Here is a 21,521-nt window from a genome sequence, read left to right on the forward strand (position 1 = left end):
TATTGAAATCAATTTTAGAGGTAGAAATGTCAGATGGTCATCAAATTCATGTAGTAAAGTATACTCCTGAACAATCTCCAATAGGTCATTTACATATTCTACATGGCATGGCGGAGCATATTGAACGTTATGACGAATTTGCTCTTTTTCTTGTGGAAAAAGGATTTATAGTAAGTGGGCACGACCATAGAGGGCATGGCCGTACCGTTGAAAAAAATGGACAACAAGGCTATTTTGCTGAATCCAATGGATTTGAGCGTGTAACAGAAGATGTTCGAGAAGTGTTGCTCAAAGTTAGGGAAGATATGGTAGAGATGCCACTGGTTTTATTTGGACATAGTATGGGCTCGTTTGTTGCTCGGAGATATATGCAAAAATACAGTGATTCTCTCTCGAAAGTAGTTATTTGTGGCACATCATATAGTCCTGGAGTCCTTGGAGATGTGGGTTCAATTATTGGGAAAATTGCTGCTAAGTTTCAGACAAAAACAGCGGAAAGTAAATTACTTCATAATATAGCTTTTGGAGGATTTAATAAACAAATTAATGACCCTAAGTCAACATTCGATTGGTTAAACACAGATAAAGCGGAAGTTAAAAAATATATGGACGATCCGATGTGTGGGTTCATCCCGTCTAATCAGTTTTATGTTGATTTGTTTTATGGGTTAAAAATGATTCATAAAACAGAAGAGATTGACCACATCCAAAAATATTTACCTGTACTTCTCATAAGTGGAGCAGAGGATCCAGTAGGTAAGAATGGAGAAGGTATATTTAAAGTAGCGAAAGGTTTGACGAATGCAGGAATGAAAAATGTAACCGTACAATTAGTGGAACAAGCAAGGCATGAAATTTTGTTGGAAAAAAATAAATTGGATACTTTTGATGTAATTGCAAAATGGCTGATGAATAATGTGTGAAAGACCATTTATAATAGCAATTGTAGGTCCGACAGCTGTTGGAAAAACGGCACTCAGTATAGAATTAGCAAAAGCTTGTAACGGTGAAATTATTAACGGCGATTCTATGCAAGTGTATCGTGGATTATCCATTGGAACCGCTAAAATTGGTTTTGAAGAGATGGAAGGGGTTCCCCATCATTTATTAGATATTAAAGAACCGACAGATAGTTTTTCAGTAGCGGAATATCAAAAAATGGTACGACAGAAAATAGAAGAAATTACTTCGAGAGGTCATGTTCCAATTATTGTTGGAGGAACAGGTCTTTATATACAATCGGTATTATACGATTTTAGGTTTTCAGAAGAACCAAAAACAGATAGTAGTTTATCGAAAGAATTAGAACAATTATCATCAGAAGTGTTGTTTGAAAGATTAACTAAGTTAGATCCTATTGCTGCTGCTGAAATTCATCCGAATAATGTGCAAAGAGTTATGAGAGCGATTGAGCGCGTAGAGTTAAGTGGAAAAAGAAAAGATCAGATTGAACAAAATCAAGGACATGAAAAGGTTTATCCTCATTACATCATTGGTCTTTCTATCGATAGAACGCTTCTTTATGAAAGGATTAATAAAAGAGTGGATATTATGTTGGAAAAGGGATTACTTCATGAAGTTACCGAGCTTTATGGTCGAAATATTCGAAATGTCCAGTCGATTCAAGCGATTGGGTATAAAGAAATTTATGATTATTTGGAAGGGCATCTTACTTTTGAGGAAGCAATTGATAACTTAAAACAAAACTCTAGAAGATATGCCAAACGCCAACTTACTTATTTTCGAAATAAAATGGATATTCATTGGTATAATCCATTCACGGATACTGAAAGAATTATTCAAGAAATTAATGCAGTTTTGCAGGAGATTCACTAAAAAGAGCGAATAGTAGTATAGGTAGAGTCTTTAAGATGTAAAATGGATAATGGGGGTACTGGGATGAAACCAATAAATATTCAAGATAATTTTTTAAATCAATTAAGAAAAAATGATGTTTTTGTAACCGTATTTTTATTAAACGGCTTTCAGTTAAAAGGGTATATTAAATCGTATGATAATTTTACTGTGTTGCTTGAATCAGAAGGTAAACAACAGTTAATTTATAAACATGCCATTTCAACTTTCGCGCCATCTAAATCAGTCAATATTAATGTAGAATAGTATTTAACAATTGACATATAGAAATGTTCCTATTAGTATTTGTAGGAATATACATGGAAAGTGGCGATTGAATAATGAATTTTATTACGACTGAAGAACTTTTACAAAAGTTAGATGCTGGAGAACAATTCCGTATTATTGATGTACGTGAAAACGAAGAGGTAGCAAATGGAATGATTCCAGGAGCAGTGCATATCCCTTTAGGTCAAATTGAGACCAATTTCGATCAAATTGACAAGTCTGCTCCACAATATATTATTTGTAAAGCTGGAGGACGTAGTGCAATGGCTTGCGAAATTCTAGAAGAAAACGGTTTTATTGTAACGAATGTGGTTGGCGGAATGCTAGAATGGGAAGGCGAATTACAGTTTTAAGAATAAAAGAGAAAGGCTAATTTCACTTTGGAATTAGTCTTTTCTATTTGTAATGGAAAACAACTTTCAGGAGAGAATGACATGAATTTTATAACAACATTATCAAAAGAAGTAGTTGAGTTAGCAGAAAATGCGGAAGTGAAAATTGCGAGCTTTCATAAGGATATAGAAAAAATCGCATTTTTAAATCAACAAAAAGTAATCACGGCATTTAAATCGCATCATGTAAGTGACCATCATTTTCATCCTTCCACTGGCTACGGTTATGACGATGAAGGTCGTGATACGTTGGAAAAAGTATATGCGACAACTTTCGGTGCAGAAGCTGCTCTTGTCAGACCTCAAATCATATCAGGTACACATGCGATTTCGATTAGTTTGTTTGGATTGTTGCGTCCGAATGATGAATTGCTGTACATAACAGGAAAGCCGTATGATACACTTCAATCAATTGTGAACGGTGGCGGGGAAGATACTGGATCTTTAGCGGATTTTGGTATATCTTATCAGCATGTTGATTTGCTGGAATCAGGGTCAGTTGACTGGGAATCGGTAGAAAATGCAGTAAAAGAGAATACTAAAGTAATCGCCATACAACGTTCGAAAGGATATGCAGTAAGGCCATCTTTTACAGTGGATCAGATTAAAGAAATGGTGCAAAAAATTAGAGCAATAAAAGAAGATGCGATCATTTTTGTAGATAATTGCTACGGTGAATTTGTCGAGGAGCTAGAACCTACGAATGTTGGAGTCGACTTGATGGCTGGCTCACTTATAAAAAATCCTGGTGGCGGTCTTGCTAAAACAGGAGGATATATCGCTGGGAAAAGGGAATTTGTGACGAAATGTGCGTACCGAATGACATCTCCAGGTATTGGTGCAGAAGCAGGCGCATCACTAAATACGTTGCTCGACATGTACCAAGGATTTTTTCTAGCTCCTCATATTGTTTCGCAAGCTGTAAAAGGGGCCATTTTTACTTCTGCTGTATTAGAAGAAGTAGGGATGAAAACAGAACCACATTTTTCTGAGAAAAGAACAGATCTTATTCAATCGGTTTCGTTTCAAAATGCGGAACAAATGATTCAATTTTGTAAAGCCATTCAACTACATTCCCCAGTAAATGCTCAATTTGCTCCAGAACCTGCATATATGCCAGGCTATGAAGATGATGTCATTATGGCTGCAGGAACCTTTATTCAAGGATCTAGTATGGAATTAACGGCAGACGGCCCAGTACGTCCACCTTTTACCGCTTTTATTCAAGGTGGTTTGACATATGAACACGTTAAATATGCTATTTTAGGAGCCATTCAAACGTTGAACAAATAAGCAATAACACCACTTTCAGGTTAAAAAGAAAGTGGTTTTTTTGTATTTATTTTTTAATGTCAGCTTACCTAACATGAAATTGACAGGAAAGCTTACGTAATATATAGTATTACTATATTCAACTGGGGGTGCAGTGATGGAAAAGGAATGGAGACGTTCGATGCCGTTGTTATCCATGAATATCGTGATGCAGTTAACAGGCTTAACAGCAAGGCAAATTCGTTATTATGAAGAGCATGAACTAGTGCAGCCTGCACGAACGGAAGGAAAGCAGCGTATGTTTTCGCTGGATGATATTGATCTTTTATTAGAAATAAAAGATATGATATCCTCTGGAGTAAACATTGCTGGTATTAAACAAATATTTGAAATGAAAAACAATCCAACTTCCACTAAAGAAGTGCAACAAGCTATTTCTGATGCACAATTACGAGCAATCTTTAGAGAAGAAATGCAAATTGCTCAAAGACACCAACGCGCATCACTAAGACAAGGGAACTCTCTCGCTTTTAAAGTTAATGCGGGGTTCATATATAAAAATCAATAGGAGAGTGAAATAATGAGCAAGTATACAAAAGAAGACATAAAAAAATTCGTTCAAGAAAATGAGGTGAATTTTATTCGTCTTCAGTTTACTGACATCCTTGGTACGATTAAAAACGTTGAAATTCCAGTGAGTCAGCTCGATAAAGCTCTCGACAATAAAATGATGTTTGATGGCTCTTCGATTGAAGGGTTCGTTCGCATTGAAGAATCGGATATGTACTTAGTACCGGATTTAAATTCATGGGTAGTGTTTCCTTGGATTACAGGTAAAGGTAAAGTGGCTAGATTAATCTGTGACGTGAATAAAGCAGATGGAACACCTTTTGCTGGAGATCCACGTAATAACTTAAAACGAGTTTTAAAAGAGATGGAAGAGTTAGGGTTTACAAGTTTTAACTTAGGACCTGAACCTGAATTTTTCTTATTTAAATTAGATGCACAAGGTGAACCGACGCTTGAACTAAATGACCATGGTGGTTATTTTGACTTAGCTCCAATGGATTTAGGTGAAAACTGCCGTCGTGATATCGTACTTGAGTTAGAGGAAATGGGTTTTGAAATTGAAGCGTCTCACCATGAAGAAGCTCCTGGACAGCACGAGATCGACTTTAAATATGCAGATGCATTAACTGCCTGTGATAACATCCAAACATTCAAGTTAGTAGTTAAAACAATTGCTCGTAAACATGGTTTACATGCAACGTTTATGCCAAAGCCACTTTTCGGGGTAGCTGGATCTGGAATGCATTTTAACGTTTCTTTATTTAAGGGTGAAGAAAATGCATTTTTTGATGAATCTGCTGATAATAAAATGAGTGAAACGTCTATGCAGTTTATGGCTGGTGTCTTAAAGCATGTACAAAGTTTTACTGCTATTACAAACCCGACAGTAAACTCTTATAAACGATTAGTACCAGGTTATGAAGCTCCATGCTACGTTGCTTGGTCAGGTCAAAATAGAAGCCCATTAATTCGTATTCCTTCTTCAAGAGGTTTAAGTACACGTATTGAAGTTCGTTCCGTGGACCCAGCTGCAAATCCATACCTTGCTATGGCGGTTATACTACAAGCAGGACTTGATGGAATTAAAAACAAATTAACACCACCACCTGCAGTAGATCGCAATATTTATGTCATGACCGAAGAAGAAAGAAATGAACATGGTGTCTACAACTTGCCATCTTCACTTCATTCAGCAATTCAAGAACTAGGCAAAAACCCAATAATCCGTGGTGCCCTTGGTGAGCATATTTACGCTAACTTTGTAGAAGCTAAAGAAATTGAATGGGATATGTTCCGCACAGTTGTACATCCATGGGAACGTGAACAATATTTGAAAATGTATTAAGTCTGTAATTACTGGCTTTTTAGGGGTTATTATTGGGGTGTTTTCGTGAAATGATTTTATAAAATCATTTGCACCCCCGTTTCACCCCGAAAAAAGTGTAAAAAAATATTATTTGAAAACATCGTTCAGTCGTGAGTTGACTCGTTCGGTGTCTTTTTTTTGTTTTTTGAAAACATGATCTAAAAGTACCGGGGTAAAAACACAGGAAAAAGTAATTGGACTAGTCATGAAAAAAGACAGGTCATAAAACCTGTCTCAAATGTACTCAAGATATTGGCTTTAAGCCCTTAGTTAGCAACCGCAACCGTATCCACCGCCGTAACCGCCGTAACCGCCGCCGTAACCGCCACCAGTGTTTAAGAAACTTGCGCCAATAATAATCAAAAGAATAAACAGAACAATAATTAAAGCGAATCCTGAACCATTTCTTTGCCCGTATCCACCAACTGCTTCACTCAAATTGTACACCTCCTCTATATGGGATAGTTCATTCTATGTCTATAAAAAATGTCTGTGTGATTAATCTGTTTGGTTTTTAGAAAATATTTTAAAGAGGCATTCTGTTGACTGGTGATTTTGAGACTAAAAACACAGACGCCTCTCAAGGGTGGTGTGTTGGTGTGGCAGGTAGTTTTATATGATAGCTTATTCAATTATTAGAAAAGTATCAGGGCATTGTACTTAGGGGAAATTAATTAAGTAAGCTATTTGTAAGAAGCATTCCATCGTAATTTTGATAAAAAAGCTATACTTATTTTTAAGGGTTTATAATCGTGAGCCGAGGGGGTTGAAGTGCTATACCTTTTTAACTATTGATAATAATTTGGTAAGACCGATAACAATAGAAATAGGTCAGAGGTGTTATTATGGATATAAATGAATTAATGAAAAAAATGAATGAAGTTATGGACAATTTAGATTTTGTTTCTGCAAGAAAAATTATGGAAGAAAATATGGAATTAATAAATGAGAATAGACATCTTCTCGGAAGTAATGCAAGATCATTGTTACAGATTTTAAAAGACAATATTGAACCACATATAAAACCATTAAATCGAGCTGAAATGAACGTGATTCATGCCATTAATGCATATGCCTCAAAATTTGATGTTAGAGGTTTGAAAATGTCGATCAAAAGCAATTCGGATCTATTAATGAGAAAAGATATAAAACAATATTTGAACGAAGATGCGAAAACATTATTAATTGGTATGAAAGCTATCCATATCGTTGAATAAGTCGCTTCTATAATACGCCTGTCGATTAAACCACTTACTTATCATACGTTCCTTGCTTATTTTTGCAAAGAAGTACTAGTCGTATGGAGGTGCAATGTAAGAAGGTGACACTTGCTTTAAAATCGAAGAAAGTCTATTCTTTGATTCCCAAAAGCTTTGGCACTTTGTTTAACTGTGCTTCTGGAGAGCGACGGACGAATGACTACCACACGATTACCGGAAAAAATGAGGGGGGATGCGACAAAGTCGCATTCCCCCTCATCCAGAAATCACGATAATGGTGTATTGAACGTTCAGTTCAAAGCAATTTATAAGCGGCTATAAACCGAGTGTCTAGTGTTCTATCGCCAAATTAACTAGTAATTTACTGGATATTTTTGGTGATAATTACGTGTGATTCTACTATAAACTTATATGAGCTTATTATATTTTTGAAAAATGGGACTAGGGTATTCATACTATTATTTCGTTTGAGACTTTTTGATGTTCATTAAAAAAAGTTGGTTTTGCTCGTCCTGTTGCAAAATAGTTAAAGCCTCATTTAATAGATTAATATCTATTAGTATTTTTTCCTTAATAGACAAATTGTCGCATTTATCATAATCATCTAACAAAAGTTCGAGTTCATGCTTCATAAGTGTCATAGGTCATTAATCCCTTCTGTGGTTCTTTATAATTACTTTTATTATGCGCTATTTTTAGGGAAAAAGAAATGCTTGAATTTAGGAATAATTTAAGATATTGCATATTGATTTTTTTGACTTTTATCTTTCAAAGTTTATATAATTCAAGTGGTATATCATTTAGACAGTGGCACTAGATAAATATAGATAGTATTCATTGATAAAGCAGCGCTGAGCGGATGAAATATCTTCGTCCGATTTTAAATAGTAAAGGATAGGATTTAGTCTCTTTTTACCCAAATTTTATGCACCTTACCAAGAGGTCGACAGACAAATACCAGCCAAAAGATTACCGAAAAAGGATCGTGTAGTGACGTAGTCACTTCGCGATCCTTTTGAATTCTAACTGTAATTGTGTAACTGATGTGCATTCCAAAGTAATATGGAAATAAAAAAGTCAAAATGCACTTAATGGTGCTTACGCTTCTATTAAAATTGATTATTTCCGAGTACTTTAAAACTCTTACTAATGATTTAATAATTGAAATGCTTTAACAAATTTGTGTGCAAAAGATAGAGGGGGTTCAACAGATTGAAAATGTACATATAAAATAGTTGGATTGGTGAAGATCCAGTGGTTGTGAATAGCGCTAACTATTAAATTATTATTAACTAAAGCTTGAACAAATTCTGGCAACTCTTCTTGAAGAACTGCTACTTCCCCAAGGTTCAATGCATTTCCTTCAGAATCTAGTGATTCAAATGTTATTCCTGCAGGAAGTGCACTTCTACTAGGACGACCTTGAATGGTAAGGTGAAGATTACGCTCAAGTTCCACTGAACAAGCACCTTGCTTTACACTAGCTTTTCCGTTAACGATTTGTCCGTATTGGTTGCAAATAGCTTGAATGCTCTCCAAAGATACACACTCCTGATTAATATTAATGAGAAAAAGCTAATTACCTCTTTTTCTAAAATATGAGCGAGGGAAAGTAAATGAATCTTGTCCAAAAGAGACAAAGAAAAGTTAGGGTAGTTAAAAGGAAACAAGAAAATATTACTTTAATAAAGTGATGAAGATTGACAATGCAATCTAACTAGTAATTGCATTTACTAATAGAGTGAAGCATTGGTAGTACAAGCGGATCCAAAAGAATTGAAAGGAGGGGAAAATATGTTGTTTATTAAGCCTTGTGAAGGACGTATTACCTAATGATTTGCACAGTTGCGAAAAAACTCTGAAACTAATACTTCGAGAGTGCATAAGGGTGTAGACTTTGGTAATGACGGAAGCACAAAAATTATTTCATTAGCAAGTGGTACAGTTGCAAGAGCAAAAGTTATAGAGGGATATGGTAATACTGTAACAATTGCTCATCAACTAAATGGCGAAGAATACAAAACATTGTACGCTCATCTCAAATCAATCTCTGTTAAAATTGGACAGGTTGTTAAACAAAGCCAACAAATTGGTATAAAAGGTGACACAGGAAATGCTACAGGAGTACATTTGCACTTTGAAATTCATGTTCCAAAGTACGTTGCCGGTCAACTTAATGCGGTAAATTCTTTATATTATATTGTCGTTACGGAAGTGGTAGAAATACAGAGGCTTTTAGTAAAAGCAGGGTATAAAATTGTGGTGGATGGAATTGAAGGTCCAGCAACTGTTGCATCGATTAAAGCATTTCAAAAAGCTAAAAGATTAACTCCAGACGGAATAGTTGGACACTTAACACTCCGTGCACTAAAAAAATTGTTAAAAATAGTGGATTTCGTAAATTTAGACATATCCTTTTGGAGAGTTTTTTTAAAAAGGAAGAATAAGGAATTTAGTATACAAAGTCGCATCTTTTGATAAAAAAAACGCTGAGCGGACGGAATATACTTTACGTCCGCATTTTTTAAGAAGATTTTTATGCAAATTATTATATTACTGCTTGTTCTGGGGAATAATCAGGTTAAGGATAAAATGGATACATACAAAAGTGATAATAGAGATGTCCGATTGTTCAACTTAAAATTTCTACCCTACTATGCAGAGTGGATAAACAGAGAAATCAGAATAATAAAGAGTAATTGACTAATGTATAGTAATCTTATAGGATTAAAATGGCTTATGTATCAAACATGGAGAATATGTAGGATGGAGAACAAAAAACGACAAAAACAATTTGCTTTGCGCTGAAAATCTTTCTTCCCATTATTAAATGACAAGTTGTGTCAAATGGATATAGGGAGCATTTGGTTAATGAGCTGTTAATTTTGAATTTTTGGGTTAGTTTAGATTTTAAAATAAGGAGGAAAATGTGATGAAAAAAAGTAAGGTTTTATTGGCTCTAGCAGTAATTACAGTCTTGTTGTTAGGGGCTTGTGGTAATAATTCGACTAAAGGAAACGATAAAAATTCATTAAAAGCTATACAAGATAAAGGGGAATTGACAGTAGGGATTATGGGGACATATGCACCCTATAATTTCATGAACAAGGATAAAGTGTACGACGGCTTTGACGTTGATATCGCGAAAGAATTAGCTAGACGCTTAAATGTAAAAGTGAATTTTGTTGCCCAAGAATTTTCTGGATTAATTCCTGGATTACAAAAAGGAAAATTCGATATCTTAGTTAGTCAAGTAACTATTACAGAAGATCGAGAAAAACAAATTGGTTTTACAGAACCCTATATTACAAATGAAGTAAAAGTGATTGTAAAAGACGATAATACAACTATTCAGTCTGTAGAAGATTTCAAAGGGAAGAAAATTGCTGTAGGTTTAGGAACTAATGATGAAGCATTTTTACGTAATGATTTAATGCCAAAAGTAGGAGACTTTAAAATCAACACGTATGATGATGTCATCACCACCTTAAAAGATTTAGATGCGGGTCGTGCAGATGCAACAATTAATAACGTATACTCTTTAAAACCTATTATTGAAGAAAATGGATTTAAAGTGAAAGTCGTTGGTGAACCTATAAAATCCGATAAAGCTGCCGTAGCTGTGAAAAAAGGGAATACAGAACTAGTTGATGCTTTAAATAAAGCATTGGCTGATATGAAACAAGACGGTACATATAAAAAAATCTTCGTAAAATGGTTTGGAGAAGAGCCAAAAGTTGATTAAAGAAAGAAGGTAGTTTCTATGGATGTAGTAATTGATAATTTGCCCTTTTTGCTGAAAGGGGCTTATTATACATTATTAATTACAGTGGTATCTATGTTCTTTGGTCTAATTATTGGTTTAATTACAGCGATTGCCCGTTTAAAGGGCAATCGTTTCTTTCGTACAATAGCGAGAGTGTATGTATCGATTATTCGAGGAACGCCGCCACTTGTTCAAATTGTCATTGTTTATTATGGACTCGTCGACTATGGGATTGAATTAGGAGCATTAACAGCCGCATATATAGCACTAAGTATAAATATTGGAGCGTATGTTTCAGAAGCATTCCGTGGGGCTATTCAAGCGGTGCCTACTGGGCAGACTGAAGCTGCACTTGCAACTGGTATGACGGAAGCTCAAGCTATTAGAAGAATTGTCATACCTCAAGCAATTCGTATCGCTATACCTCCACTTGGGAATACCTTTGTTGGTATGTTAAAAGAAACATCATTAGTTTCAGTTATTACTGTAACAGAGTTATTACGTTCAGCTCAGTTATTAGTTGCACAATATTACGTGTACATGCCATTTTATGTATCGATTGCAGTGATGTACTGGATTATGAGCACATTATTTACATTTATTTTAAACAAAATAGAGAAACGACTATCGGTATACTAGAGGGGGGAAAGTTTTGATACAAGCAATAGATTTATCCAAAAGCTATGGTCAACATGAGGTGTTAAAAAATATTTCATTGACGATTCCCGCCCATCAAGTTGTCGCAGTCGTTGGACCAAGCGGTTCGGGAAAAAGTACTTTTTTACGTTGCATAAACGGACTAGAAATAATCACAAGCGGATCTATTTCTGTTAATAATCATCTATTACAAGCAACCCATAAGAAAAAAGTACGCCAAAAAATAATTCATGCCATTCGTCAAGATACCGGCATGGTCTTTCAGCAATTTAATTTATATCCACATAAAACGGTTATTGAAAATGTAATGGAAGCTTTAATTGTAGTCAAGAAACAATCAAAAGAACTTGCAAAAACAATGGCTACCGAATTATTGAAACGTGTTGATCTTCAAGAAAAAGAAGATGATTATCCTTCCAAACTATCAGGTGGTCAACAACAACGTGTTGCAATTGCTCGTGCACTTGCAATGGAACCACAAATCATGCTATTTGATGAACCGACGTCAGCTTTAGATCCTGAACTAGTCGGAGAAGTGTTAAAAGTGATGAAAGAATTAGCAGATGAAGGAATGACGATGGTGATCGTAACACATGAAATGAATTTCGCCAAAGATGTCGCTGATCGTATTTTGTTTATGGCGGATGGAAAGATCATCGAGGATGCGGAACCAAAGGCGTTCTTTGAACATCCTGCTACAGAGCGTGCACAAAGATTTTTAGCAAAAGTAAAAGAATTTTAAGAGCAGAAAGGTTGATAACGATGGAAGTAAGAGCAATTTGGCAAGGGGGACGTGCTTTTGAAGCAAAAGGTCCTTCAGGTTACCCAATGACTATGGACGCAACACCGAATTATGGGGGTGAAGGTCAAGCACCTACACCAACAGAAATGTTACTCAGTGCTCTAGCAGGATGTATTGGAATTGATGTGACAATGATCTTAAAACCACATTTAGAAAAAATTAAATCCATCGAAATTATAGTAAATGGTTCTCGTCGAGAGGAATTGCCAACTGCGTTTACTGCAGCGGAGCTTTTATTTGATGTAAAAGGGGATATCGATGCGAAAAAAGTAGTACGTGCAATTAAACTGGGAGAAGAAAAATATTGCGCTGTATCCGCGTCTTTAAAAGCAGATATTACCCATCGTTTAATCTTAAATGACGAAGAAATTGATCTTCAAGGAAAACAGCACAGCTTACAATAGCTGCTAAAGTTACTCGTTATAATACTTTTTAACTGAATTAAAACTCCTTCATTCATATGCTGAAGGAGTTTTATTCTTGAAAATACCACGTTAGTAATGTTTTTTAACAAATATTTTTTTTCTGCATATCCTTATAAATAGAGATCAATGATCTTGGGGAGGAAAATATGCATTGGATAACAATTATCCTGATAGGGATAGCAGCTAATCTAGACAATTTAGGAATAAGCTTGGCCTATGGAATAAAACAAACGAAAATCCCTATATTATCGAACGTAACGATTGCAATTATTTCTATGATGGTGGCTTATGTTGCAGTCGTAAGTGGAGAAGTGATCACATCGCATATCCCAAACTTACTGGGAAACTTCTTTGGTAGTTCCCTGCTTTGTATAATCGGGTTATGGACTATTATATCGAGTAAATTTTCGAATAAGAATTCTTCTAATAAAACAGAAAATATTGATAAAGACGGAAATAATATCATTTCAATTAGAGAAGCAATTACCTTAGGGTTTATCTTATCTGTAAACTGTTTAGTAAGTGGAATTGCAATAGGAGCAAGTGGGATTTCTGCTATTTGGACAGTTATTTCTATTGGATTTTTTTCAGTTTTAACAGTTGGAATTGGAAGCCGTTTTGGTTTGTTACTTAATAAAACGTTTATTGGTAACTATTCAATAACCATTTCGGGATGGTTACTTATTTTTATTGGGATATATGAAATGCTTGACTAGGTCTCTTAAAGCCCTCAACCATAATAATTGTATAAAATAAAAACCCCTCAACCAAAAAGGTAAAGGGGTTTTTTCGATGACTAAAACGAAAATGTCCACTTTTCGTTTTAGTATGATATCGGCTCTACATAATAATAAACATTATAGTAGAATATGTCAAGTTACAGAGAATTTATTGCATATGACGATATACACCAACAACTTTACCAAGTATCGTTACTTCATTGACGATAATTGGATCCATCGAAGAGTTTTCAGGTTGCAGGCGGAAAAAAGATTTTTCTTTAAAGAAACGTTTTACAGTTGCTTCATCATCTTCTGTCATAGCAACAACTATTTCGCCATTATTAGCAGATTGTTGTTGTTTAACAACAACATAATCTCCATTTAATATTCCTGCTTCTATCATACTGTCGCCCATAATTTCAAGCATGAACAAGTGATCATCTGATGTGCCGAAAGTTTCAGGAAGAGGGAAAAACTCTTCCACATTTTCGATTGCTGTAATTGGAAGTCCAGCGGTTACTTTACCGATTAAAGGGACGTGAACTACACCTTGTTTTTCTATCGAATTTGCACCGTTTAGTATCTCAATTGCACGTGGTTTAGTAGGATCTCTTCTTATCAATCCTTTGCTTTCCAATCTAGCTAAATGGCCATGTACAGTTGAGCTAGAAGCTAGTCCTACTGCCTCACCTATCTCGCGTACGGAAGGTGGATATCCTTTTTTTCGAACTTCCTCTTTTATAAACGCTAAAATATCTTCTTGTCTTTTAGATGCTTTCTTCAATACATTCACCTCTTTTAAATAATATTAATTTATTCTTTCTTATTTACAGTATATCAGTCTCTAAAATAATATGCAAACATAGGTTCTGAAAAGGTGTTGACAAAAAACATGTGTTCGTTTTATTATTAGAATATATAAAACGAACAGGTATTCTAAAATGGAGGTTTTTTGATGAAACTATTAAAAAAAAATTATTTTATCACTTTATTTATAGGTTTAAGTCTAACTTTTATTATGACAATTGTACTTCTTAATTCTCAAGGTGAAAGAGAAAATTATCCTATTACAATAGAACATGGAGATTCGTTATGGAAGCTTGCTGATAAATTTGGCTCAGAAAAGTCAAAGGAAGCTTGGATAAATGAAGTAATGGCATTAAATAACTTACATACTGCACATATTAAAGCTGGAGATACACTGATTATCCCCAATGGATCAGAACGCATTAATCATGATTATTCCACAGAATTAGCAGGTGTTAGTCGATGAAAGCAGTCATTTATTGCCGAGTTAGCACAGAAAAAGAGACGCAAGAAACATCTTTAGTAAGGCAGGAAGAAGAGTTATCACAGTTTGCTGCTCAACAAGGCTATGAGGTAGCGGGTGTATTTGTAGATAAACATAGTGGCTATGACATTGAAAGAGATGGACTTCTTGATTTATTATCCTTTGTAAAAGAACAACAAATAAAAGCTGTGTTTGTGCAAGATGAAACTCGTATTGGGCGTGGTAACGGCAGGATGGCCGTATTACATCTATTGCAAAAAACGAATACATCCGTTTTTACTTTACAAGACAAAGGAGTTTTGAATTTAAATGAAATGGATTCAATGTTATTAGAAATTCTTGCATTAGTCGAAGAGTATCAACGGAAACTACATAATGCGAAAATTAAACGAGGAATGAAGCGCGCGGTTTCCCAAGGATTTCGCCCAGAGAGAAATTTAAAAACACGAGGTAACCCTGAAGGTAGGGACCGTATTGAAGTTCCAGTTCAAGAAATAGTAAGATTACGTAATGTAGGTTTAACTTATGAAGAAATTGCATCCACATTAAAAGGATTAGGTTTTGAAATTAGTAAAGCAACTGTTCATAGACGATTTATTGAATTTATGGATACACACGAAGGTTAAAGGCTTGCACTCTGTGCGTTTTTTCCTTACCTTTAAATTAGAATAAAATTTAAAGGGTGAATCTTATGTTAAGTAAAGAAAAACTTACGCGAATAAGCGAACTTTCAAGAAAATCAAAATCAACTGGATTATCTATTGAAGAAGCAAAAGAGCAAAGTGCATTAAGAAAAGAATATTTAGAGACATTTCGTTCAACGATGAGGGATACAATCGAAAGTGTAAAAGTAATAGACCCTGCTGGTAATGATGTAACTCCACTTAAAGTAAAACAAGCTAAAAAAGGGAAATTTCTGAATTAACAAATCATTAAGAAACCATTGATAATGCATACATTGTTGTCTAAACTAGAAGTATAGAAAAAATTAGCTTGAGAGGATGTCACAAATGTCATTACATTCAGATTTACTTGCAATTAATACCATCCGTACTCTATCTATTGATGCAATAGATAAAGCAAACTCCGGTCATCCAGGTCTTCCTATGGGGGCCGCACCAATGGCATATACGCTTTGGACAAAACATCTTCGCCATAACCCAAATAATCCAAACTGGTTTAATCGTGACCGTTTTGTTTTATCAGCGGGGCATGGATCTATGCTTTTATATAGTTTACTTCATCTTGGTGGGTATGACTTACCAATGGAAGAGATTAAAAACTTCCGTCAATGGAATTCAAAAACACCAGGTCATCCCGAGTTTCGACATACAGCGGGTGTAGAAGCAACAACAGGTCCCCTAGGGCAAGGAATTGGAATGGCTGTTGGTATGGCAATGGCAGAGACACACTTGGCCGCTACGTACAATCGTCCAAACTTTGAAGTTGTAGATCATTATACATTTGCACTTTGTGGAGATGGGGATTTAATGGAGGGTGTAGCAGCAGAAGCAATTTCGCTTGCTGGACATTTACAATTAGATAAATTAATCGTTTTATACGATAGTAATGATATTTCTTTAGATGGTGACTTGCATAAATCGTTCTCTGAGAAAATAGAAAAACGTTTTGAATCATATGGCTGGAATTATATTTTCGTGCAAGACGGAAATGACATTGAAGCTATTTCCACTGCAATTGAAAAAGCTAAATCTCAAAACGATAAACCAACAATTATTGAGGTTAAAACAGTAATTGGATTTGGTTCACCGAATAGAGCAGGGAAATCTGACGCTCATGGTATGCCACTTGGAAAAGAAGAGTCACTATTAGCGAAAGAGGCTTACAAATGGTCATCTGAAGAAGATTTCTATGTGCCAGTAGAAGTATATGAAACGTTTAAAGAAGCTTCTAATCTTCTTGGTGTTGCAGAAGAAGGAGCTTGGAATGAAAAGTTTAATGCGTTTTCTTCGGAGTTTCCTGAACTTGCAGCTACTTTAAAACAAGCAATTAGCGGAGATCTACCTGAAAACTTTGATACTGCGATGAAGACTTATGAAGAAGGGACATCACATGCAACACGTTCCGCTTCAGGCGATGCCATTAATGCTATAGCACAAAACTTACCATCTTTCTTCGGAGGTAGTGCGGATTTAGCAGGATCAAACAAAACGACGATGAAGAATGCAGGAGACTTTTCTGCTGACAATTACGAGGGTAAAAATATTTGGTTTGGTGTACGTGAATTTGCTATGGGTACTGCTCTTAACGGTATGGCGCTTCATGGTGGGTTACATGTGTTTGGTGGTACATTCTTCGTATTCAGTGACTATGTTAGACCAGCTATTCGACTATCTGCTCTTATGGGACTTCCAGTAACGTACGTATTTACACATGATAGTATTGCAGTAGGAGAAGATGGTCCAACACATGAGCCAATCGAACATTTAGCTTCATTGCGAGCGATGCCAGGTTTATCTGTAATCCGTCCTGCAGATGCTATTGAAACAAATGAAGCGTGGAAGCTTGCGGTTTCTTCGAAAGATCATCCGACTGTACTTGTCCTTTCAAGACAAAACTTACCTACTCTTAAAGGTTCAGTGGATCAAGCAAAAGAAGGAGTTTCAAAAGGTGCATATATTGTTTCTCCAAATGATAATGCGGAAGCATTACTTCTTGCAACTGGTTCAGAAGTAAGTCTTGCAGTGGAAGCACAAAAAGCACTTGCAATTGAAGGAATTCAAGTTTCGGTAGTATCTATGCCATCTTGGGATCTATTTGAGCAACAAGATGAAGCATATAAGAAATCAGTACTTCCATCACATTTAACTAAACGACTTGCTATTGAAATGGGATCATCTCTTGGGTGGCATCGTTATGTTGGATTTGAAGGAGATGTTATTGCAATCGATAAATTTGGTGCAAGCGCTCCTGGTGAAATTGTAATGAAAGAATACGGCTTCTCCGTAGAAAATGTCGTTTCTAAAATGAAAAACTTACTTCAAAAATAAGAAATATGAGGTAGTTCATGTGACTCCTATAAAGGAATCTATGAGCTACCTCTTTTTATTAATAATTGATAAATAATAATTAAATATAGAATGCATAAAGAATCTATAGTATAATTTTCAATGGTGTCTTGTACACGTAGACAAGAACGTAAAGGAGGAGAAAAGATGTTAGATACATGGATTTGGATTATTATCGTAATCGTTGCGTTAATCGGTGGTGCAGCAATTGGATTTTTTGCGGCACGTAAATATATGATGAAATATTTAAAAGAAAATCCACCAATCAATGAACAAATGCTTCGTATGATGATGGCTCAAATGGGACGTAAGCCTTCTGAAAAACAAGTAAAACAAATGATGAATCAAATGAATAAAATGCAAAAATAAAAAAGCACTCACTTTCGAGTGCTTTTATTTATTCAATAAATTATTTTGTTGTAAAAAATCTGCAACTACTTGTTCGTACTCCTCGCTATTTTCATTAAAAGATTTGGCATGAGCCCCTAATTCGAAAAATTTTAAAGTTTTTGGTCCTTTTTTCTTCTCAAACAATTCTTCCGTCATTTTAGGAAGTATAAAATCATCTTGTAAACTATGGATAAATAGTACGGGTTTTTCTATATGATCCACTACATCGATGGGAGAGACAAGATTTAATGTATAGCCGTCTCTCATTTTTAAAAATAAGTTAGCAAAACGTATTGCTAAACTAGATCGAAGTGGTGTAGTTTGACGCATAATATTCAACACTTGGTCTTCAAAATCTGAAAAAGAACAATCAGAAATATAAAAATTTGCATCATCTTTTATGGAGCCTGCATACAGTAGGGTAGTTGCTGCACCCATTGATTCTCCGTGAATTCCAATAATGGCATTGTCACCAGCACGATCACGCACTACTTCAATAATGGATTGTAAGTCAATCTTTTCATAATAACCAAAACTAGTTGTTTTTCCACCAGAGTCTCCATGGCGGCGATGATCATATACTACGCTGTTGAAACCTAATCGTTCAAACATTCGGACAAACCTTAGTGAATTAATTTTATTTTCCGTTACACCGTGACAAATAACGACATAATTATTTGTTTGTAATGGTTCGACAAAAATCGCTTTAAGTGAGTAACTGTTTTTCGATTCAATCCATTTCTCGGTTTTATTGACTGTTTTAAACCAAGCTTCGTCAAAACGTTTAGATGTAATTTCTCGATTTAATATAAATTCATCTTCTTTTTTCTTCATATACATGAGTTTATTTGTCACAAAATAGCCTAGTACAGTAGCGGCAGCGGTTAAAATACTTGTTAATAAACTAGTCCAAATGATTACACGTTTTTTCATCGCATCAACTCCTAATTACTTTTACTTAGTTTATACATTCCTGTATCAATTGGTCTAGACACATAAGGTGCAATGATATCGATAGCATTTACCAATAAATCAAGATGAATATTTGTTTCAATATTCATTTGGTGTAGCATATTCACAACATCCTCCGTTGCAACATTTCCTGTTGCACCTGGAGCAAAAGGACAACCGCCTAACCCACCAGCGGAGCTATCGAAACGATCCACTCCTGCTTGAAGTGCTGCAAAAATATTTGCTAAGCCCATTTTTCGTGTATCATGAAAATGTGCTGTAATTAAAGTTGTTGGGAATTCTTTTTTAATGCGCTCAAATAGCAAATAACTTTCTTTAGGATTAGCCATACCTATAGTGTCTGCAACGCTTAATTCATGTACACCCCATGAGACAAATTCTCTACATAATTCGATTGTTTTAACAGGATCAATTGCTCCTTCATATGGGCAATAGAAGGCAGTAGAAATACAGGCACGAACAAAATGACCTTCTTTTAGAAGTGACTCCACGATAGGCTTAAGCACTAGCAAACTTTCTTCGGTTGTTTTATTAATATTTTTTTCATTGAAGCTATTTGAAACACCTACAAAAACAGCGAAACTATTAGCTCCAGCTTGTTTGGCAAGTTCTACACCTTTAACATTTGGTGTTAGTACAAACTGTCTTCCTAGTTTTGTGGCACTTTCAACAATTTCTTTCGCATCTTTCATTTGGGGTACCCATTTTGGTGATACAAAAGAGGTCAACTCCATCTCTTCGACACCAGCTAATTGAAGCTTTTCGATAAATGCTAATTTTACCCCTGTTGGTACTTCGTTTTTCTCATTTTGTAATCCGTCTCTCGGACCGACCTCGATAATTGTCACTTTTTTTGGTAAACTAAACATAATCATCCCTCCAACTATATTGTAAGGAATGGATGGTTAAACAAGCAAACTTTAATTTTTATTCGGAAGAATTAAATTAAAGAATAAAGCGGATACAAGCGTCGATGGGAATTTTATATTAGGGGATTATGAGGAGGAAATAACATGTCAAACGAAGTAGTTATCGTAAGTGCAGTAAGAACTGCTATTGGAACATTTCAAGGGGCGTTAAAAGATGTTCCAGCAACTAAACTAGGTGCAATTGTAATTGATAAAGCGTTAGAAAAAGCAGGAGTTTCAAAAGATTTAGTGGATGAAGTCATTATGGGGAATGTACTTCAAGCAGGTTTAGGACAAAATCCAGCAAGACAAGCATCTATCCAAGCGGGATTATCAGTATCCATACCAGCACTGACAATAAATAAAGTATGTGGGTCTGGCCTAAAAGCAATCCATCTTGCAACACAAGCAATCATTGCAGGAGATGCGGAAATTATCGTGGCTGGTGGAATGGAAAATATGAGCCAAGCTCCTTATCTATTGAAAAATGCTAGAGATGGCTTCCGTATGGGTGATCAAAAAGTGGTGGATAGTATGATATCAGATGGCTTATGGTGTGCATTTAATGATTATCATATGGGGATCACTGCTGAAAACTTATGCGATCAATATAATATCACTAGAGAAGAGCAAGACGCTTTTTCTGCTCGTTCTCAGGCCCGAGCGGAAAAAGCGATCGAAGAAGGAAAGTTTGTTGATGAAATCATTCCTGTTGAAATTCCACAGCGAAAAGGTGATCCAATCGTATTTGATACGGACGAATATCCGAAAAAAGGCTCAACACAAGAAAAATTAAGTACATTACGTCCAGCTTTCAAGAAAGATGGATCTGTAACTGCGGGAAATGCGTCTGGTATTAATGACGGAGCAGCAGCTGTAGTAGTAATGTCGAAAGCGAAAGCAGAAGAACTAGGCTTAAAACCTTTAGCAACAATTGTGGCAAATGCATCTGCAGGAGTAGATCCAAGCGTTATGGGCATTGGGCCAGTAGAAGCAGTGAAAAAAGTATTAAGCAAATCACAAATTTCGCTTGCTGACATTGATTTAATCGAGGCAAATGAAGCATTCGCTGCACAATCAATTGCGGTAGATAGAGAGCTTTCATTTGATCATGATAAACTAAACGTAAATGGTGGAGCTATAGCTTTAGGACATCCAATTGGAGCAAGTGGAGCACGTATTTTTGTTTCTTTACTTCATGAAATGGTGAAACAAGATGCAAAAACAGGACTTGCGACACTATGTATCGGTGGAGGTCAAGGAGTAGCTACTATCGTTAAACGTTAAAAAAGAAGGTGAACAAATTGGCAAAGAAAAAACAAAGACAACCCGTAAAATCTGCTACTTCAAAAGAAGAAACAAATGGTCTATTCGACCAACTTTCATTGGATGTGCTAGCTAAATTAAAAGAAACAAAGAAACAACTAATGGCTGAGGAGCAAGAGAAAGAAGAAGAAAGACAAGCTCAACTTCTTTTTGAAAAAAAGCAGAAGGAAAAAAACAAATCATTTGAAGAATTACTAGATGAATATGGATACGGTGGTTCGAAGTTTTAATAAAGTACCTATATAATTAAGTTTGATTAAAATTATCTCAT

The 21,521-nt window shown here is 35.4% G+C and carries 27 protein-coding genes; 21 read left to right on the forward strand and 6 right to left on the reverse strand.

Annotated elements, in window-relative coordinates:
• Positions 1-2 precede the first annotated feature (2 nt).
• From ACEPXD_RS06940 to glnA, 7 genes are all read left to right on the forward strand, one after another.
• The gene (locus tag ACEPXD_RS06940; protein ID WP_391121498.1) at positions 3-923 is read left to right on the forward strand and encodes an alpha/beta fold hydrolase; all 921 of its coding nucleotides are present in this window, start codon (positions 3-5) and stop codon (positions 921-923) included.
• Positions 916-1,836 carry a tRNA (adenosine(37)-N6)-dimethylallyltransferase MiaA gene (gene miaA / locus ACEPXD_RS06945; RefSeq protein ID WP_391121501.1) on the forward strand — a complete coding sequence of 307 codons (921 nt, stop codon included), beginning with the start codon at positions 916-918 and terminating at the stop codon, positions 1,834-1,836. The genes ACEPXD_RS06940 and miaA overlap by 8 nt, the downstream gene beginning before the upstream one ends.
• Before the next feature lie 63 nt (positions 1,837-1,899).
• On the forward strand, positions 1,900-2,121 hold the full coding sequence (gene hfq / locus ACEPXD_RS06950; protein WP_391123071.1) for an RNA chaperone Hfq: 222 nt from the start codon (positions 1,900-1,902) through the stop codon (positions 2,119-2,121).
• 74 nt (positions 2,122-2,195) lie between these two features.
• A complete protein-coding gene (locus tag ACEPXD_RS06955) occupies positions 2,196-2,495 on the forward strand; it encodes a rhodanese-like domain-containing protein (protein ID WP_391121504.1) in 300 nt (99 codons plus the stop codon).
• Positions 2,496-2,576: 81 nt separating this feature from the next.
• Positions 2,577-3,827: an aminotransferase class I/II-fold pyridoxal phosphate-dependent enzyme gene (locus ACEPXD_RS06960; protein ID WP_391121507.1), complete on the forward strand. Its 1,251-nt coding sequence runs from the start codon at positions 2,577-2,579 to the stop codon at positions 3,825-3,827.
• Between the two features lie 136 nt (positions 3,828-3,963).
• Entirely contained in the window at positions 3,964-4,374 is a 411-nt protein-coding gene (locus tag ACEPXD_RS06965; RefSeq protein WP_391121510.1) for a MerR family transcriptional regulator, read from the forward strand.
• Positions 4,375-4,386: 12 nt separating this feature from the next.
• On the forward strand, positions 4,387-5,721 hold the full coding sequence (gene glnA, locus ACEPXD_RS06970) for a type I glutamate--ammonia ligase (RefSeq protein WP_391121512.1): 1,335 nt from the start codon (positions 4,387-4,389) through the stop codon (positions 5,719-5,721).
• Positions 5,722-6,012: 291 nt separating this feature from the next.
• Here glnA and ACEPXD_RS06975 read toward each other — a convergent pair whose 3' ends face one another.
• The gene (locus ACEPXD_RS06975; protein WP_391121515.1) at positions 6,013-6,180 is read right to left on the reverse strand and encodes a YjcZ family sporulation protein; all 168 of its coding nucleotides are present in this window, start codon (positions 6,178-6,180) and stop codon (positions 6,013-6,015) included.
• A 407-nt stretch (positions 6,181-6,587) separates the two neighbouring features.
• On the opposite strand from ACEPXD_RS06975, the gene ACEPXD_RS06980 reads away from it, so the two are divergent.
• On the forward strand, positions 6,588-6,959 hold the full coding sequence (locus ACEPXD_RS06980) for a hypothetical protein (RefSeq protein ID WP_391121518.1): 372 nt from the start codon (positions 6,588-6,590) through the stop codon (positions 6,957-6,959).
• Positions 6,960-7,420: 461 nt separating this feature from the next.
• On the opposite strand, the gene ACEPXD_RS06985 is transcribed toward ACEPXD_RS06980, so the two are convergent.
• Positions 7,421-7,603 carry a hypothetical protein gene (locus tag ACEPXD_RS06985; RefSeq protein WP_391121521.1) on the reverse strand — a complete coding sequence of 61 codons (183 nt, stop codon included), beginning with the start codon at positions 7,601-7,603 and terminating at the stop codon, positions 7,421-7,423.
• Between the two features lie 505 nt (positions 7,604-8,108).
• Complete coding sequence (locus ACEPXD_RS06990) at positions 8,109-8,501, reverse strand: DUF1259 domain-containing protein (protein ID WP_391121523.1); 393 nt, start codon at positions 8,499-8,501, stop codon at positions 8,109-8,111.
• 339 nt (positions 8,502-8,840) lie between these two features.
• On the opposite strand from ACEPXD_RS06990, the gene ACEPXD_RS06995 reads away from it, so the two are divergent.
• The 6 genes from ACEPXD_RS06995 to ACEPXD_RS07020 all read left to right on the forward strand — a co-directional run bounded on the left by ACEPXD_RS06995 (position 8,841) and on the right by ACEPXD_RS07020 (position 13,328).
• Positions 8,841-9,440 (forward strand): peptidoglycan DD-metalloendopeptidase family protein, encoded by a 600-nt coding sequence (locus ACEPXD_RS06995; protein WP_391121527.1) that lies wholly within the window; start codon positions 8,841-8,843, stop codon positions 9,438-9,440.
• A gap of 454 nt (positions 9,441-9,894) precedes the next feature.
• Positions 9,895-10,707, forward strand: coding sequence for a substrate-binding periplasmic protein (locus ACEPXD_RS07000; RefSeq protein WP_391121530.1), 813 nt, complete (start codon positions 9,895-9,897; stop codon positions 10,705-10,707).
• 18 nt (positions 10,708-10,725) lie between these two features.
• Positions 10,726-11,367, forward strand: coding sequence for an amino acid ABC transporter permease (locus ACEPXD_RS07005; protein WP_391121533.1), 642 nt, complete (start codon positions 10,726-10,728; stop codon positions 11,365-11,367).
• 13 nt (positions 11,368-11,380) lie between these two features.
• Entirely contained in the window at positions 11,381-12,127 is a 747-nt protein-coding gene (locus tag ACEPXD_RS07010) for an amino acid ABC transporter ATP-binding protein (protein WP_391121535.1), read from the forward strand.
• Positions 12,128-12,147: 20 nt separating this feature from the next.
• On the forward strand, positions 12,148-12,591 hold the full coding sequence (locus ACEPXD_RS07015) for an OsmC family protein (RefSeq protein WP_391121539.1): 444 nt from the start codon (positions 12,148-12,150) through the stop codon (positions 12,589-12,591).
• A gap of 167 nt (positions 12,592-12,758) precedes the next feature.
• The gene (locus tag ACEPXD_RS07020) at positions 12,759-13,328 is read left to right on the forward strand and encodes a manganese efflux pump MntP family protein (RefSeq protein WP_391121542.1); all 570 of its coding nucleotides are present in this window, start codon (positions 12,759-12,761) and stop codon (positions 13,326-13,328) included.
• Between the two features lie 172 nt (positions 13,329-13,500).
• Here ACEPXD_RS07020 and lexA read toward each other — a convergent pair whose 3' ends face one another.
• Positions 13,501-14,118, reverse strand: a complete 618-nt coding sequence (lexA, locus tag ACEPXD_RS07025; protein WP_151699570.1) for a transcriptional repressor LexA — start codon at positions 14,116-14,118, stop codon at positions 13,501-13,503.
• A 171-nt stretch (positions 14,119-14,289) separates the two neighbouring features.
• Between lexA and ACEPXD_RS07030 the strand changes: the two genes are divergently transcribed.
• From ACEPXD_RS07030 to ACEPXD_RS07050, 5 genes are all read left to right on the forward strand, one after another.
• Positions 14,290-14,607 carry a LysM peptidoglycan-binding domain-containing protein gene (locus tag ACEPXD_RS07030; RefSeq protein ID WP_391121545.1) on the forward strand — a complete coding sequence of 106 codons (318 nt, stop codon included), beginning with the start codon at positions 14,290-14,292 and terminating at the stop codon, positions 14,605-14,607.
• Positions 14,604-15,251 (forward strand): recombinase family protein, encoded by a 648-nt coding sequence (locus tag ACEPXD_RS07035; protein ID WP_391121548.1) that lies wholly within the window; start codon positions 14,604-14,606, stop codon positions 15,249-15,251. The genes ACEPXD_RS07030 and ACEPXD_RS07035 overlap by 4 nt, the downstream gene beginning before the upstream one ends.
• A gap of 65 nt (positions 15,252-15,316) precedes the next feature.
• Positions 15,317-15,550, forward strand: coding sequence for a DUF896 domain-containing protein (locus tag ACEPXD_RS07040; RefSeq protein WP_391121551.1), 234 nt, complete (start codon positions 15,317-15,319; stop codon positions 15,548-15,550).
• Between the two features lie 85 nt (positions 15,551-15,635).
• Positions 15,636-17,636: a transketolase gene (gene tkt / locus ACEPXD_RS07045; RefSeq protein WP_391121554.1), complete on the forward strand. Its 2,001-nt coding sequence runs from the start codon at positions 15,636-15,638 to the stop codon at positions 17,634-17,636.
• A gap of 165 nt (positions 17,637-17,801) precedes the next feature.
• Positions 17,802-18,023 carry a YneF family protein gene (locus ACEPXD_RS07050; RefSeq protein ID WP_391121557.1) on the forward strand — a complete coding sequence of 74 codons (222 nt, stop codon included), beginning with the start codon at positions 17,802-17,804 and terminating at the stop codon, positions 18,021-18,023.
• 24 nt (positions 18,024-18,047) lie between these two features.
• On the opposite strand, the gene ACEPXD_RS07055 is transcribed toward ACEPXD_RS07050, so the two are convergent.
• Positions 18,048-18,977: an alpha/beta hydrolase gene (locus ACEPXD_RS07055; RefSeq protein ID WP_391121560.1), complete on the reverse strand. Its 930-nt coding sequence runs from the start codon at positions 18,975-18,977 to the stop codon at positions 18,048-18,050.
• Positions 18,978-18,988: 11 nt separating this feature from the next.
• Positions 18,989-19,885 carry a hydroxymethylglutaryl-CoA lyase gene (locus ACEPXD_RS07060; protein WP_391121563.1) on the reverse strand — a complete coding sequence of 299 codons (897 nt, stop codon included), beginning with the start codon at positions 19,883-19,885 and terminating at the stop codon, positions 18,989-18,991.
• Between the two features lie 144 nt (positions 19,886-20,029).
• On the opposite strand from ACEPXD_RS07060, the gene ACEPXD_RS07065 reads away from it, so the two are divergent.
• Positions 20,030-21,211, forward strand: coding sequence for an acetyl-CoA C-acetyltransferase (locus ACEPXD_RS07065; RefSeq protein WP_391121566.1), 1,182 nt, complete (start codon positions 20,030-20,032; stop codon positions 21,209-21,211).
• A gap of 17 nt (positions 21,212-21,228) precedes the next feature.
• Entirely contained in the window at positions 21,229-21,480 is a 252-nt protein-coding gene (locus tag ACEPXD_RS07070) for a YqkE family protein (protein WP_391121569.1), read from the forward strand.
• Positions 21,481-21,521 lie beyond the last annotated feature (41 nt).

The organism is Psychrobacillus sp. L3, from assembly GCF_042945595.1.
GTDB lineage: Bacteria > Bacillota > Bacilli > Bacillales_A > Planococcaceae > Psychrobacillus.

Bases quoted from the DNA above. Each gene is read 5' to 3' on its own strand.
- ACEPXD_RS06965 (WP_391121510.1), top strand. From the start codon at position 3,964: ATGGAAAAGGAATGGAGACGTTCGATGCCGTTGTTATCCATGAATATC.
- ACEPXD_RS06960 (WP_391121507.1), top strand. From the start codon at position 2,577: ATGAATTTTATAACAACATTATCAAAAGAAGTAGTTGAGTTAGCAGAA.
- ACEPXD_RS07050 (WP_391121557.1), top strand. From the start codon at position 17,802: ATGTTAGATACATGGATTTGGATTATTATCGTAATCGTTGCGTTAATC.
- ACEPXD_RS06985 (WP_391121521.1), bottom strand. From the start codon at position 7,603: ATGACACTTATGAAGCATGAACTCGAACTTTTGTTAGATGATTATGAT.
- ACEPXD_RS07065 (WP_391121566.1), top strand. From the start codon at position 20,030: ATGTCAAACGAAGTAGTTATCGTAAGTGCAGTAAGAACTGCTATTGGA.
- ACEPXD_RS07030 (WP_391121545.1), top strand. From the start codon at position 14,290: ATGAAACTATTAAAAAAAAATTATTTTATCACTTTATTTATAGGTTTA.
- ACEPXD_RS07020 (WP_391121542.1), top strand. From the start codon at position 12,759: ATGCATTGGATAACAATTATCCTGATAGGGATAGCAGCTAATCTAGAC.
- ACEPXD_RS07035 (WP_391121548.1), top strand. From the start codon at position 14,604: ATGAAAGCAGTCATTTATTGCCGAGTTAGCACAGAAAAAGAGACGCAA.
- ACEPXD_RS07005 (WP_391121533.1), top strand. From the start codon at position 10,726: ATGGATGTAGTAATTGATAATTTGCCCTTTTTGCTGAAAGGGGCTTAT.
- ACEPXD_RS07015 (WP_391121539.1), top strand. From the start codon at position 12,148: ATGGAAGTAAGAGCAATTTGGCAAGGGGGACGTGCTTTTGAAGCAAAA.
- ACEPXD_RS07060 (WP_391121563.1), bottom strand. From the start codon at position 19,885: ATGTTTAGTTTACCAAAAAAAGTGACAATTATCGAGGTCGGTCCGAGA.
- glnA (WP_391121512.1), top strand. From the start codon at position 4,387: ATGAGCAAGTATACAAAAGAAGACATAAAAAAATTCGTTCAAGAAAAT.
- tkt (WP_391121554.1), top strand. From the start codon at position 15,636: ATGTCATTACATTCAGATTTACTTGCAATTAATACCATCCGTACTCTA.
- ACEPXD_RS07055 (WP_391121560.1), bottom strand. From the start codon at position 18,977: ATGAAAAAACGTGTAATCATTTGGACTAGTTTATTAACAAGTATTTTA.
- ACEPXD_RS07000 (WP_391121530.1), top strand. From the start codon at position 9,895: ATGAAAAAAAGTAAGGTTTTATTGGCTCTAGCAGTAATTACAGTCTTG.
- ACEPXD_RS07040 (WP_391121551.1), top strand. From the start codon at position 15,317: ATGTTAAGTAAAGAAAAACTTACGCGAATAAGCGAACTTTCAAGAAAA.
- ACEPXD_RS06980 (WP_391121518.1), top strand. From the start codon at position 6,588: ATGGATATAAATGAATTAATGAAAAAAATGAATGAAGTTATGGACAAT.
- hfq (WP_391123071.1), top strand. From the start codon at position 1,900: ATGAAACCAATAAATATTCAAGATAATTTTTTAAATCAATTAAGAAAA.
- ACEPXD_RS06955 (WP_391121504.1), top strand. From the start codon at position 2,196: ATGAATTTTATTACGACTGAAGAACTTTTACAAAAGTTAGATGCTGGA.
- miaA (WP_391121501.1), top strand. From the start codon at position 916: ATGTGTGAAAGACCATTTATAATAGCAATTGTAGGTCCGACAGCTGTT.